The organism is Selenomonas sputigena ATCC 35185, from assembly GCF_000208405.1.
Classification (GTDB): domain Bacteria; phylum Bacillota; class Negativicutes; order Selenomonadales; family Selenomonadaceae; genus Selenomonas; species Selenomonas sputigena.
This window is the reverse complement of sequence record NC_015437.1, coordinates 599,787-614,001: the sequence shown is the minus strand read 5'-3', so window position 1 is coordinate 614,001 and position 14,215 is coordinate 599,787. Positions and strand designations below refer to the sequence as shown.

Annotated in this window: 9 protein-coding genes; all 9 read right to left on the bottom strand. The window is 54.5% G+C overall.

Translation table 11 applies throughout. The annotated features are described in order from the left end of the window. Positions 1-11: 11 nt before the first annotated feature. The 9 genes from SELSP_RS02685 to SELSP_RS02640 all read right to left on the bottom strand — a co-directional run bounded on the left by SELSP_RS02685 (position 12) and on the right by SELSP_RS02640 (position 14,135). Positions 12-488 (bottom strand): VOC family protein, encoded by a 477-nt coding sequence (locus tag SELSP_RS02685; RefSeq protein WP_006193464.1) that lies wholly within the window; start codon positions 486-488, stop codon positions 12-14. Continuing rightward, positions 485-2,299: a thiamine pyrophosphate-binding protein gene (locus tag SELSP_RS02680; RefSeq protein WP_006193465.1), complete on the bottom strand. Its 1,815-nt coding sequence runs from the start codon at positions 2,297-2,299 to the stop codon at positions 485-487. The genes SELSP_RS02685 and SELSP_RS02680 overlap by 4 nt, the downstream gene beginning before the upstream one ends. Before the next feature lie 12 nt (positions 2,300-2,311). Continuing rightward, a complete protein-coding gene (locus SELSP_RS02675) occupies positions 2,312-3,052 on the bottom strand; it encodes an SDR family NAD(P)-dependent oxidoreductase (RefSeq protein WP_006193466.1) in 741 nt (246 codons plus the stop codon). Further along, positions 3,052-4,668, bottom strand: a complete 1,617-nt coding sequence (locus SELSP_RS02670) for an aldolase catalytic domain-containing protein (RefSeq protein WP_013740609.1) — start codon at positions 4,666-4,668, stop codon at positions 3,052-3,054. The genes SELSP_RS02675 and SELSP_RS02670 overlap by 1 nt, the downstream gene beginning before the upstream one ends. A gap of 63 nt (positions 4,669-4,731) precedes the next feature. Then, positions 4,732-5,691: an FkbM family methyltransferase gene (locus tag SELSP_RS02665; protein WP_013740608.1), complete on the bottom strand. Its 960-nt coding sequence runs from the start codon at positions 5,689-5,691 to the stop codon at positions 4,732-4,734. Between the two features lie 256 nt (positions 5,692-5,947). Then, positions 5,948-8,092, bottom strand: coding sequence for a glycosyltransferase (locus tag SELSP_RS02655; RefSeq protein ID WP_006193471.1), 2,145 nt, complete (start codon positions 8,090-8,092; stop codon positions 5,948-5,950). A 35-nt stretch (positions 8,093-8,127) separates the two neighbouring features. Further along, positions 8,128-8,901, bottom strand: a complete 774-nt coding sequence (rfbF, locus tag SELSP_RS02650) for a glucose-1-phosphate cytidylyltransferase (RefSeq protein WP_013740607.1) — start codon at positions 8,899-8,901, stop codon at positions 8,128-8,130. Between the two features lie 106 nt (positions 8,902-9,007). Further along, positions 9,008-11,980, bottom strand: coding sequence for a glycosyltransferase (locus tag SELSP_RS02645; RefSeq protein WP_006193473.1), 2,973 nt, complete (start codon positions 11,978-11,980; stop codon positions 9,008-9,010). Continuing rightward, positions 11,970-14,135 carry a glycosyltransferase gene (locus SELSP_RS02640; RefSeq protein WP_006193475.1) on the bottom strand — a complete coding sequence of 722 codons (2,166 nt, stop codon included), beginning with the start codon at positions 14,133-14,135 and terminating at the stop codon, positions 11,970-11,972. The genes SELSP_RS02645 and SELSP_RS02640 overlap by 11 nt, the downstream gene beginning before the upstream one ends. Positions 14,136-14,215: the final 80 nt, after the last annotated feature.

Sequence of the window (14,215 nt, the reverse complement as noted above, 5' to 3'; positions counted from 1 at the left end):
ACGAATCCCGCTCATCTGCCGGGACTCAAGCCTTCCTTCTGTGCATCTCGCCGCGCGATCAGCTCCAGCCAATTCCCCTCGGGATCGCGGCAGAAGCAGCAAAGGTTGCCGTTTCCCATATCGTGCACGCGCGTCACGCATGCGCCGCCATGCGCGGCAATCGCCATGCGAGTCGCTTCCATATCGCGCACGCCGAAGGCGATGTGCAGCCCCGCCTCGATCGGCAAGTTCGTCTTCTTTTCCCGCCCTTTGGGTACGATGACTTCCAGAAGCTCCAGCATATCGCCGACGCCGCTCGCCTTTCCCTGCTCCGTGATGAGCTTCGTGATCCGAACCTTCGCACCCGCCGCCTGGAAGAGGTCGGCAAGCAGCGCGTCCTCCTGCTCGACGTTTTCGCATATCGCGTGCATGTAGAAGACCTCGCGGTAAAACGACGCCATGCGCGCCAAGTCTCTGACGTAGATGCCTGTATGGCGCAGGTTGATCATGCTTTTCCTCCGTCCGGTTCGATGAGCGGGATATACATATTGCGTGCCAGCTCCTCGCGCGGCAAAAACGGCGCGAGATCTTCCAGCGGGGGACTCGTGAGCCGCCCGTCGGGCAGCCGCTTCGTCGCGGACTTCGGCTCGAACTTCTGCTCTTCCGTCACGAACACTTCCGTGAGCACATAGCCCGGTTCTCTGAGCGCCTGCGCGATCTTTTCGTGCAGCTCCGCGTTGGAAGAAATCTTGATGTAGGGCATCTCGAACGCCTGCGCGATTCGCTCAAACGACGGGAAGCCGAGATCGCCGCTCTCGGGGCCGACGCCGACGAGCGCATTGCCGAAGACGTTCTTCTGCGTCTGACGAATCTGATGATAGCCGTTGTTGTTGATGACGAAGAGTTTGACAGGCAGCCGATTCGTGACGACGGTCTGCAATTCCTGCAGGTTCATCATGATGCTGCCGTCGCCCTCAAGGCAGATGACGCTCCCGCCGCTCGCGACGGCTGCGCCGACGGCAGCGGGCAGACCGTAGCCCATCGACGAGATGCCGCAGTTCATGAGGAAGCGGCTGCCCTCCTTGATGAAGTACGACTGGCTGCCGACGACGCTCGCAGACCCATTGGTGACGACCGTGATGCTGCCCTCGGGCAGCGCACGGCTCAAAGCATCCATGAAAGCATAGACGTTCGTCTTGCCCGCCGCTTCCTTCTGCTCGGGCCGCACGACGGGGTACTCGCTCTTCCACCTGCGGCACTGCGCGAGCCATGCCCCGTTTTCCTTCGGCTCATCCTCCTTCGACGCCGAGAGAAGCGCACGCATGAAGTCCGCCGCATCGGCACACACGGGATAGTCGACGCGGATCGTCGGCTTTTGGAGCTCTGCGGGGTCGATGTCGTTGACGATCGTATATGCCGCGCGCGCCCAAAGTCGTACGTCGTAGCCGACCTGATAGATGCTCAGTCGGCTGCCGATCGAGAGCAGAAGGTCGCTGTTCTGCACGGCGAAGTTGCCCGCGCGGTCGCCCATCGTGCCGCCCCTGCCGCAGTAGTACGGATGCCCCGTCGCGATGAGGTCGATGCTGTCCCAGCATGTGACGACAGGCATTGACAGGCGCTGCGCCAGTTCCTCGACGAGCGACGCCGCACCCGCGAGGCGGATGCCGTTGCCCGCGTAGAGCACGGGACGCTCGGCGCTTCTGAGCTTTTCCAGCACATGATGCGCGGCCTTCTCAATGTCTGCATATTCCTCCTGCGCATGAGCCTTGAAGCCCGGCAAGTCGTCGTCGATGAAGCTTCCCTGTATGTCGAGCGGCAAATCGAGCCACGAAGGCCCGGGGCGGCCGCTCTTCGCCAAGTGATACGCTTTTCCGAGCGCGAAGGGAATCTTCTGCGGCTCGGTGATCATCTCTGCATACTTCGTCATATTATCAAGCGCTGACACGATGTCGAACTCCTGTCCGCCCAGCGTGCGAAGCGGCAGACCGCTCGCCCGCACCGTCAGAGAGGATTTCATCTGCCCCGAGAGCACGAGCAGCGGAATCGAATCCTGATAAGCGCCCGCAACGCCGTTCAAGGCATTGATCGCGCCCGGCCCGCTCGTCACGCAGAGCGCCGCCATGCGCCCATGGACACGCGCATAGGCTTCCGCCGCCATCGCCGCCGCCTGCTCATGATGGCAGTATATCGACGTAATCTTCTCGTGGTGCCCGAGAGAATCGTTGAGGTGCATAGCACCGCCGCCAACGACGGTGAATACGTGCGTGATGCCTTTTTTGACAAGAAAATCCGCGATATAGTCTGATACTTTGACCTTCATGAAGCACCTCCGCTACTTCAGCGATGCACCGCCGTCCACGGGCAGCACCGCGCCTGTGATGTAAGAAGCCTCATCCGAGACGAGGAAGAGCGCTGCGCGCGCCACTTCGAGAGCGTCGGCGACGCGCCCCATCGGTATGCCCGAAAAGCGCGAGAAGTCGCGATTCGTATAGATCGGCGTGTCCGTGATGCCGGGAGCGAGGCAGTTCACGCGCACGTCAGGCGCGAAGTTCAGCGCACAGAGCTTCGTGAACTGGATCAGAGCCGCCTTCGACGAAGCGTAGAGATACGTCTTGCTGCCCGCGATATGATAGGGAAGACCGCCGATCGAAGCCGTGTTCAGGATCACGCCCTTCGCTCTTTGCAGGAGCGGCAAAAACGCCGCCGTCATATCCATCGCCGCCTTCGTATTCGTGCGAAAGACACGCTCCCACGCCGCATCGTCAATCTCGTCGATCGCCCGCGTCACGAAGATGCCCGCATTGTTGAAGAGGATGTCGAGCCGTCCGAACTCTTCCTGCACAACAGCAAGAAGCCGCGCCACATCGTCGGCATCCGTCACGTCTGCACAGACGAAGCGTACGTGCCCCGCATGTTTCTTCTCAATCTCAGCGGCAAGCGTCTCGCCGCGCTCCGCATCTCTGCCCACGGCGATGACATGCGCTCCCTCAGAGGCAAAGAGCCGCGCCGACGCATGGCCGATGCCCGAGGTCGCGCCCGTGATGAGCGCGGTCTTTTCCGCGAGCCGCCCCATCACTCGCCTTCCTTTCCCTGCCATTCGTAGCGCGTCTTCGTGATGAAGTCCACCGTCATCTCATCCTTGATGCGGTTCAAGAAATCTCTGACATACGCATTCAAATAATCGGCCTTGCTCTTGGCAAAGCTGTACTCCCTGCTCTCATCAAAGTAATTGCTCGCTCTCTTGGAATAGCCGTCGAATCCAGCCAAGGAGACAGTCGAAACCTTCATGCGGAGCAGAACTTTGAGGAGCATGATCAGAGAGTTGTCAATGATTTCCGTATCCCTATCGATCAGGGAACTGTAATTCAGCACATAGGGGAAATCACCCGCGATCTTCGTCACATTCGATGTCGCCAAAATCGGTTTTCCCTTATTGATACTGCGATGCAGGTCGCTCACAAGCTGCGTATAACGCTTTGCCTTCGTGAGAAAGATGCCTGTGACCTCGATATCTTCCGGAGCATAATTCACGGAAATCACGATCGGCTTCTTATCCGCGATGAACTTATCGACTTTGCTGCGTTCTTTCTCCATGCTGCGTCCCGGCCCTAAGATGAGCAGAGGACGGTTTGAAAGTTTTTCCGTCAAGAGACGAAGCGTTGCCGAATCATCGCACTCGATACTCTGATACTCACGATAAAGTTTCTCGATGTACGCCTCATCATAGAGAAGACTCTTCGACACTTCCAAACTGCTCAAGATATCACGAATCTGCTTGACCGACAACGTTCGTTTGTTCATCAAGTTCTTTACATAGTTCGGATGACAATGCATGGAAGAAGCGATATAGAAAAAGAGGTTATAACCCCAGTACTGTTTCTGATAAATGTCCAGGATAACATTATCAATCGCTTCAAGTACCTGGTTGACATCATATCGCGCACCCTGCTTCTTGTTGCGGAACATCATCAAGAGTTCCAGCGGTGCATTGCCCGCGCTCTTTCCCATGCCGTAGAGCGTGCCGTCCGCCAAGAGCCCGCGCTCCGAATCGAGCGAGAGAAAATGCTTCGCATTCGCATAGCCGAGCTGGAAATTGTTGTGCGCGTGGTAACCGACACGAATCTGCGGGTCGAGATTCGCGTCCAGAATGCCGTATATATGGCACAAATGCTCCTCGTCGAGCAGTCCGTAGGTATCGACCATCGACGTCGCATAGGGCATGACCTCGTTGACAAGCTTCGCATACTCGGCGAGCTTCTCATCCGTATACGTCGTTACGGAAACCATCTGTGCAAAGACCTTGTAGCCGAGCTTCTTGACCTCGGCGCAAAACTTCAAGGCAGCCTCCATCTTAGATTCCTTGAAGATCACGCGGATGCCGTCGAGGAACGTCTCTTCGCACGGCTCCAAACGCTCAATACTGCAGGTGCCATAGTCGATCATGCCGAGGACGAGCGCGTCCCCCTTGGAAACTCCTTCGAACATGCGGCTGACGGAAGCCGTGTCGGGCAAGACCGTACGCCCGCGGTCGAAACTGCTCTTTTCATCAAGGAAGCCCACCTCAATGAACTCCACGCCCGAACTTACGAGCCGCTCAAAGATTTCTACAATCCGATCGTAGCCAAACTCCCAATTGTTTACATAGCCGCCGTCACGCAGCGTACAATCAAGCAGCAGCCGCTCTCCCAAAGCAATTCCCTCCCATCATCTTATAGAACAAGACCTCATTTGACGCTCTTCATTTGACGCTCTTCAGTCACCGTACTTCTCCAAAAGCGCACGATGCTTCTCTCCATGCAGGAAGAAGAAGTTCGTCTCTGTCGTCGACTCGTCCATCTTCTCGAAAGGAATGAGCTTTTCGTTCTCAGACGTATAGCAGCCATATCCCCAGCCCTTGAACATCTCGATGATCTCGTTCGGGTGATAGTCGAAGCGTGCCGCATGTTTCCTGAGCATCTCCGTGTAAACGACGGGACGCAAATCGCGAAAAACATGTATTCCTCCCGAAAAGACCATCTTTTCCGCCCCCTCGGTATCACATTTGATAAAGTCGAGACGCTTGACATCATGCTTTTCAACAAAGTCATCGAGCGTATCGACGGGGCAGACGATCTCTTCCAGGCGATCCCGGCACTCGCCCTGCCCTTGATCTCCTTCCTTGAAGTAGTACGTATCGGTGATGGGGCGCAGCGACGCCGCCTCGTTCGCCGCCGGCACGAAGAACTTCAAGTCGCCGCTCTCACTGTAAAAGCCCATGTGGTAGGCTTTTACATGCTTCTCCTCGCCATTCAGCCGAAGGTTCTTCTCCAAGCCGTGGAAGGTCTCCTCCACTGGCTCAAAGGCGTAAATTGTCGAATCCTCATGAGCTTTCGCCAAGCCAAGGCTCACACGCCCAACATTCGCTCCGATGTCGAAAATCGTCGCGCCAGCGGGGATAAAGCGGCTTATGAAATCAATTTCCTCGCCCTCCGTACCGATGAAGATCGTCTCCGCGCGGCAAATGTTCTGTGTCATATCAAAGAAGAGTTCGATATCCTGTGTTTTGAGTACGATGCCGTCCTCTCTAATCTCGACACTTTTGCAATAAGGATTCTTCTTGATAATCTTCTGCACCTCAAGCAAAGGCACGAGCCGCTCGCGCGCCAATTCCCAATACAGGCGCTTTGACACCTTCCCCGCTTCGTATAAATCATAGAGCTTTTCCAGTTTCATCGTATCCGTCATCCTTCTTTCTTGAAATGCGCACCAACAGGCTCAGTCAAAGGCATCCTGTGACATTTTCCAAAGCCTCTCGACAATCTGTGGACCATACAGCTCTTTCGTATAATACTCCTCAATAATATCGAAAATTTTTCGGAAAGATAAAGCTTGATCCTTCGGTCAGATTTTTCGTATGCAGGAAGAATCTCTTCTCTCATCAAACGCCATTTCTCAGCCGGCATCACCTGCAGCATCGCCGCTTCCGCACTCAGCTCTGCCGTTCCTTCAGGACGCCTTCAAGTCTCTTGCAGATCTCTTCATAGTACGACTCCTCGCCATAATACTCTCGAACGATATCAAAAAGTCCATCCAAGGAAATCTGCAGCTGCTGCGCCTTGATTCTTTCGCATTGAAAATATATGCATTCTTCCATCAGTCTCTTTTTTTCTTCTGACAGAACCGTCGACGGAATCTCCCCCGCCGTTTTGAGCAAATCAAAATAATTCTTGATGAACACTTCGACAAAGTTGAACCCCGACGTCATATGCTCACCTGACCCCAAACGCATGAAAGGCGCCGCAATGACAGCGAAGTCCGGCTCCTGCTTCAGCATCTCCATTTGCAGGTATACCTGAGGAATGCGCGTAGCATCATGCTTTTGCGGCTCTTTGATCCGCGCATAAATGTCTCGCCGCATGATGGTGCTCGTAATCCACGTCATATGATAGCCAACCATATGAACGTACTCCGCGATTCCGCTTCCTGTATGCATGCGATACGGCTCATGCGCCCTTCTCAGATGAAAGATCGCTCTCCCTCGGTGTTGGAGAAGCCTTCCGAGTACGGCAAGCAAAGACCCATCGGTAAAATAATCGTCATCCCCTGCAACAAGCACATACTCGCCGCGGCTCTTTCCGATAGCCACGTGAATATTTGCTTCCGCACCGACATTCATTTCGTTGCGATGGTAACGCAGATTCCTGTACGTCTTTTGCATCTCTTCGACAAAATCTTTCGTATCATCTGTCGATGCATTGTCCGAAACAAGGATTTCCGCCAGATCATCGTTTCCCAACTGTCGTAAAACACAGTCCAGAGATTTCCGCAAGTATTCACAGCGGTTGTAGGTAATGATGGCAAACGTCAGAAGCGGCGCTGCTATCTTGCGCTCTGCAAGCAGTCGTGCCAATACCTGTTCATTCGCCAAAGGAAGCCATTTCCGTTCTTTCAAAGAAAATGCTTTGACGACGCGTGCAGGACTCCCCGCTGCTATGCAATAAGCAGGGATATTCCCACACACGGTGCTGCCCGCCCGTATGAAACTGCCGCGTCCGATCTGCACGGCGCCCTCGATCCGAACCCCTTCCTCGATCCGCACGCCGCTTTCAATCTGAATGCCGCCTCCCTCGCTCGAATCCATCTGCGCTTCGAGGGAAAGGCCAATCACCGTCTCATCGTAAGCATAGTCCTTGATGTGGACGTTCTCCGCCACCGTCACATTGTTTTCCAACCGGATGCCATAAAGCACCGTGATCGTGCTGCCGGCACTAATTGTACAATGATCACCAAGAAGGAGCTTGGGGCGCCCGGCGAAATTCGACAGGGCAAGGCCGCAGCTCGCTGTCCGATGCACATGTGTATCGCGTCCGATAACAATGCCCTCAGGATGGGAAAAATCTCGCCAAGATGGAAGCGTCGTTCCCTCGCCGCACGCATACAAAACAGCCTGCGCCCCCTCCGTCTCTGCAAGATTCAGATAAGGATGATATCTTGCAAAAAATTTCGCGTGATCCGCTTCTTCGGCATCGAAGGAGATATCTCGTGACTGATAGGCGCACCAAGCCTCCTTCGCCAAGGACGTCACGATCCGACTTCCGATTTCCTCAAAGCTTCGGCACTGTGCCAGCAAGGCATAATATTGTGTTTCATACTCTTCATCCCACGGCAAATCCATCTGCGTTGCAAAAAATGAGGGCAGAAGGAAGCGGACATCCGCTGTCTCTTCTTCCGAAACTTCTCCGAATCGCATCTCTGACAGTTCTCGTCCCGTCGGCACATAGACAACGCCTCGCTTGTAGTCCGATTCCAGCACATTGCCATCGCGAGGCAGGGACTGACTTCCCAGCACTCCGACCATACCGATGGAGGCATCCTTGAAAACTGTCAGCAATTCCTCGATCAACTGCGATCGGACAAGACGCACATCATCGTTGATATAGATCTTGTATTTGGCATCGGAAAGAACCAATGCTTTATTCGCCTGCACGGCATACGGTTTTTCCGCCGTCAACGTAAAGAGTTCCGCCTCATATCCTAGGGGCAGATGAAGCGCCTGCAGCGATTCCAAACAGGTGCAGTAAAGTGCCTCATCCGACTTGCGTACGAAAAATGCAACTTTCTTTTCCTTTTTCATACCATGCCCTTCCTGCAAACGTCCATCCCCGTGATTTACCAGAGCTTCCAAGGCGCTTTGCCGCTTTGCCACAACTTTTCCAACAAGATCTTCTCGCGCAACGTATCCATGCACTGCCAGAAACCTTTGTGCAGATAGCACTTCAGCTCGTTCCTCTTTGCCAGCTCTGCCATCGGCGTCTGTTCGAACACGGTCGAATCACCCTCGATAAAGTCAAAGACGGAAGGCTCAAGCACCATGTATCCCGCGTTGATTGGCGCACTGTCCTCCATCGCCTTCTCTCGAAAGGCATGCACAGAATTATCAAAGCCAATGTCCAGGATGCCCTTCTGCTGTTTCTGCATGATCGCCGTCAGTGTCGCCGCCTTGCCGTGCGACTTATGAAAGCGCACAAGTTCACCGATGTCAACATCTGCCACACCGTCGCCATACGTCATCATGAAGGTTTCATCCTCCACATACTTGCGGATGCGCCGGATGCGTCCGCCCGTCAAAGTCTCAAGCCCCGTATCGACGATCGTGACCTTCCACGGCTCCGTATGCTGGTTGTGCACGATCATGCGGTTCTCCTGCGTGAAGTCGAACGTGATGTCCGACGTATGAAGGAAGTAGTCAGCGAACCACTCCTTGATCATATGCTGCTTGTAGCCCGCGCATATAATGAATTCATTGAAGCCGAAATGACTGTACCCCTTCATGATGTGCCAGAGGATCGGCATGCCGCCGATCTCTATCATGGGCTTAGGCCGCCTCTCCGACTCCTCCGTAATGCGCGTGCCGAACCCACCCGCCAAAAGAACTGTCTTCAAACCTTCATCTCCTTTGCTGCCAGCACTGCGGAAGAGGTCATCACTCCTCGCCCGCATATAGCAGAATGATCCATCGCAACGCATCATCTGCACGAACGACAATCCGTCAGTCCTGTAAAATCTTCCCCAGCAACTCGACGAGCTGTGCATAGTACGGCTCGTTCCCGTAATACTCTTCGATGATGTCGAAGATGCCATCGAGAGACAAGCCGATCTGCTCCTCTTTGATCCGTTTGCACCAGGGGAGAATCGAATGCTCCAAAACGTGCTTCTTTGCTGCAGAAAGCTGTGCCGCAGGAATTTCCACCGATGCCGTTAATATATCGAAATAATTCTTAACGAAGACCTCGATAAAATTATAGCCCTTCGGCTTATGATCGCCGCCGCTTTCCATGAAGAAGGAACCGATCAGCACGGCAAAATCCGGATTCTGTTTCAATATCTCCATCTGCAGATACACCTGCGGAATACGCGAATCATCATACTTATGCGGCTCACGGATATGATCGTAGAGTTCGCGCCGCATGACAATGCAGCTGATCCACCCCATGAAGTAGCTCACAACCTCGATATATCGCAAACGACCTGTCCCCGTACATACAGAGCGCGGGTCTTCCGATTGTTGACCCAAACAGAAGATTGCGATGCCTCGATATCGGACGATTCCACTGAGAAGCACATGGATGGCGCCATCGACAAAGTAATCATCATCGCCCATGACGAGCACATACTCACCACGGCTCGCCTTGATGGCCTCATGGATATTTCCTTCCGCACCGATGTTCTTCTCGTTGCAGTGATAGCGCAGATTTTTGTGCGTCCGCTGCATCTCTTCGACAAAAGCCCGCGTATCGTCCGTCGAAGCATTGTCTGAAACGAGGATCTCCACGAGATCATCGTTGCCGACCTGCTGCAGTACGCATCGCAGCGACTTCTTCAAGTATCTGCTGCGATTGTACGTGATGAAGGCAATGGTCAGAAGCGGCGTCGTCCGCCTCCTTTCTGCGAGCACCTTCCGCAGCGTCTCCGTTCTTTCTGTGGACAGCCACTCCCCCGCTTTCGGCGAGAAGGCGAAGGTGATGCGAGCCGGGCTTCCCTCGGCGATGCAATAGGCAGGGATATCCGTACAAACCGTACTTCCCGCTTTCACAATGCTGCCGCGCCCGATACGCACAGCCCCCTTGATGGACACATTCTCTTCTAGGCGCACGCCTCGCTCAATCTTGATGCCGCCTTCTTTCGTGACAATAGCGCAGTCTTTGGGCAAGAGGCCGATTCCACTGTCATCGTAGACGTAGTCCTTGATGTGAACATTCTCTGCCACACTCACACTGTTTCCAAATTCGATGCGCTGCATTGCCGTGAGCGTGCTGCCTGCACCAATCTTACAATGATCGCCGAGGACAATGCGCGGCTTTCCTTCGAAGTTCGGCATAGAGAGACGCAGGAACGCCGTCTCATGGATCTGTGTCGCCACACCGATAGAGATTCCTTCAGGACGGGAGAATCTCTGCCACGAGGGAACCTCGCTTCCCTCGCCGCACGCATAGAGGGTACTGCGCTCCTGCGCGTCTGTGCGATCAATGTATGCATGATATTTCCCAAAAAACTTTTTGCGATCGACATCGGAGTTATCGAAAAAGATACTTTCCAGCTGGCAGACGCACCAGATGTCTTCAGGCAAGGGAACGACGATGCGCATGCCGGCCTCCTCCATCGCGCGGCAATGATCGAGCACGGCGTAATACTGCTTTTCATAGGATTCATCCCATGGAATATCTCTTTGCGTCGCAAAGAAGAAGGGCAGAATTCCGCGAACATCTTCGGCCTTTCCCCTCGTGCCTTCAAAGCGCTGCTCAGAGAAGCTCTCTTTTGACGGCACATAGACAGCGCCGCGCTTATACGGCGAATCCATGAGATCCCCGTTAACGGGAAGCGACTGACTCCCTAGGATGCCGGCCATACCGATGCTTTCGTCTTGGAAGATCGTCAGCAGATCCTCGATCACCTGCGGATGAATCAGACACATTTCATCGTTGATGTAGATCTTGACCTTGGCATCCGTTCCCGTCAAGATTTCATTGACCTGTGCCGCATAGGGCTTTGCCGCATCCAGCGTGAATACCTCCACTGCATACCCTTGCGGCCACTCCATCCTCTCAAGAGATTCCATGCAGCATCCATACCATTCCTCGCTGCTCTTGCGCACGATCACTGCAATCTTCTTCTCCCTCGGCAGGCGGCTTTCCTGCACCGTCCCGACCGCCTCCGCAGGATGCTGCAGCAGACGGCGAAGCTCTTCCACATCCATGATCTTGTATGTCGAAGGGATGTGCCATTTCTGCTGGAACAAGGCACCGTTGCGCCGGAGCAACGCATTGGAACGCCGGACTTTTTCCGCCACCTCTTGGTCGCCATATCCTTTCGAGAAGCTTGCATGTCCGAAATGATGAATAAATGTGTCATGGCAGAGGAGGAGATCCCATCCTTGCTGCAGAATGCGCAGGGAATAATCATCATCCTCGAAGTTGCCGGGACTGAACTGCTCGTCAAGAAAACCCACCTTGTCGAACACTTCCCGCTTGAAGAGAAAGCAAAATCCTACGAGCGTCGTCTTCCTTTCCCAGCGTGCAGGATCCGATACATTGTATGTCGCAGCGAACGCCTGCATATCCTCCACATTTTCGTAGGACGTCTCGATCTGCTGGTTGTTGGAGCAGCAGTTCGTGACGCAGCTCACCGCACCGACCTCCGGGGCGCTGTAAAGGGCACGGCAGAGGTTCTCCAGCCAGTTCTTCGTGACGATGACATCGCTGTTCAATAGCAGCAATTCTGTCCCTTCCGCGATCGAAAGTCCTTGGTTGCAGCCCTTCGGGAAGCCTTGGTTTTCCTCGTTGTAAATGCAGCGGAGATCCATCTGCTCCCTGAGCCACTCGGCAGAGCCGTCCTTCGAGGCATTCTCTACAACGATGATCTCATACGTTCCCGCCTCGGTATATTCGCGTATACTGTTGACGCAGAGCTGCAAAAGCTCCAACGTGTTATAGCTCAGGATGATGATGCTCGTCTTATGACGCATGACTTCCCCTTCCCGACGGATTCCCGCCCAAGATTTCCTTGAGTTTTGCAAGGATTTCCGGGTAGAACGCCTCGTCTCTATAATATCTCTCTACGATGTCGAACAGCTTTTCCAAAGACAGCGTGGAATATCCCGCTTTGATCTTCCAACACCACGGATAGATGACACGCTCCATGACCTTCTTTTTCTCCAGACTCATCTGCTCGGGGGACGGCGCTGCTGTCTCCTGCAGGATATGCAGATAATTCTGTATGAAAACCTCTGCAACATCGAATCCCGTCGTAAAATGATCTCCGGTTTCTGCCGTGAATACATCCTCTTCGAGAATGGCGAATTCCGGCTTCTGCTTCAAGATCTCCATCTGCAGATACACCTGCGGCAGGCGCGTTGCATCATATTTGTGCGGCTCTTCGATGGCGTCGTACAATTCGCGCCGCATGGCGATAGTGCTCAACCATGTGATGCCGCAGCGAAGGAGCGCTAGGTAGTTCAGGCAGCCGCTCCCCGTATAGACCTTCTTGGCCGAAGGATCGTCTGACCATACGCGGTAGAAGAGCGCATAGCCGCGATACTGATACATGAGATCTATCAACGAATACAGCGTGCCATCCACCAGGTAATCGTCGTCCCCCGCCACGATGACATATTCTCCCCGGCTCTCGCGCATGGCGACATGAACATTCCCCTCCGCGCCGATATTCTGCTCATTGCAGTGATAGCGCAGATTCCGGTATCTCTTCTGCAACCCCTCCACTAAACTCCGCGTATCATCTGTAGAAGCATTGTCCGAGACGAGCACCTCGACCAGCGCATCATTGCCCGCCTGCTGCAGGACGCTCTCTAGTGATTTGGCGAGGAAGCGACTGCGATTATACGTGATGATGGCGTACGTCAGCATCGGCGGCGTCTTTTCCCGTTCAGCCAAAAGAGCCGCCAGATCCTCAACACAATTTACCGGAAGCCAACGTCCTTCTTTCGAAGAAAATGCCTGCACGACGTGCGCGGGATTCCCTTCCGCCACGCAGTAATCGGGGATGTCGGTCCGAACGACGGAACCCGCCCGCACGATGCAGCCGCGTCCGATCTGCACGGCACCTCGGACGACGACATTCTCCTCCAGACGCGTCCCATAGCCGATGCGTATGCCGCGCACCTCCGAGACGCTGCTGCGGCCGCGCACGGCAAGGCCGACAGCCCCGCCTCGCTGCACGAAATCCACGAGATGCACATTCGGCGCCAGCGTCACAAAGTTTTCGAGCACGATGCCAGAAGCCGCCGTCAACATGCTGTACGCATCCACCGCACATGCATCTCCGACGACGATGCGTGGGACACCTGCAAACTCCGCCTGCTCCGCGCGGCACAGCGCCGTCTTGTGAATCTTCGTGTGCGCACCGATGGAGATCGCCTCCGGCAGGGAAAAGTTCTGCCAGCCTTCGACGGCAGAATCCTCGCCGCACGCGTAGAGCATCTGCCTGTCAGGCGACACATCATCCGTCAGATAAGCATGATGCACGGCAAAGAACCTCTTGCGATCCCCCTCGTCAGCATCGAAGGAAATGTGTCGCCCCTGGTAAGCGCACCACGGCTTCTCTACGGTCGGCACAACGATGCGCTTCTCCTGCTGCTCAAAGCGCCTGCTATATGCGAGCACGGCATAATATTGATTCTTGTAATCCTCATCCCACGAAAAGTCGCCCTGCGTCGCAAAAAATGAAGGCGCAAGGAAGCGGACAGCCTGACATTCCCCAACCGCAGCACTGCCGAAACGAGCCTCTTGAAGGCCCTTCTCTGACGGAACATACACGGCGCCGCATACATACGGCGATTCCATGAGATTTCCGCTCACAGGAAGCGACCGGCTGCCGAGGAAACCGACCATGCCGATGCTTCCGTCTTGAAAGATCGTCAGGATTTCTTCGATCGCCTGCGGAAACACAAGACGCAGATCGTCGTCGATATAAATCTTGACCCTGGCATCTGTTTCCTTCAAGACAGCATTCACCTGTCTTGCATACGGTTCTCCCGCAGAGAGCGTGAAGACCTCTGCCGCATGATCTTGCGGCCATTTTATTTTATGCAGGGCGGCTATGCATTGCGCGTACTTTGCCGGATGACTTTTGCGCACAAGGACGGCAATCTTCTTTCCATTCATGGAAGAAATCCTTTCTCATACATCACGTCAGGGATGATCTGCGGAGACATCACCAAGGCTTCCGCTATTTCCAACTTCTC

Coding starts and splice junctions, on each gene's coding strand:
- SELSP_RS02685 (WP_006193464.1), bottom strand. CDS start 488: ATGATCAACCTGCGCCATACAGGCATCTACGTCAGAGACTTGGCGCGC.
- SELSP_RS02680 (WP_006193465.1), bottom strand. CDS start 2,299: ATGAAGGTCAAAGTATCAGACTATATCGCGGATTTTCTTGTCAAAAAA.
- SELSP_RS02675 (WP_006193466.1), bottom strand. CDS start 3,052: ATGGGGCGGCTCGCGGAAAAGACCGCGCTCATCACGGGCGCGACCTCG.
- SELSP_RS02665 (WP_013740608.1), bottom strand. CDS start 5,691: ATGAAACTGGAAAAGCTCTATGATTTATACGAAGCGGGGAAGGTGTCA.
- SELSP_RS02645 (WP_006193473.1), bottom strand. CDS start 11,980: ATGCGTCATAAGACGAGCATCATCATCCTGAGCTATAACACGTTGGAG.
- SELSP_RS02640 (WP_006193475.1), bottom strand. CDS start 14,135: ATGAATGGAAAGAAGATTGCCGTCCTTGTGCGCAAAAGTCATCCGGCA.
- SELSP_RS02655 (WP_006193471.1), bottom strand. CDS start 8,092: ATGAAAAAGGAAAAGAAAGTTGCATTTTTCGTACGCAAGTCGGATGAG.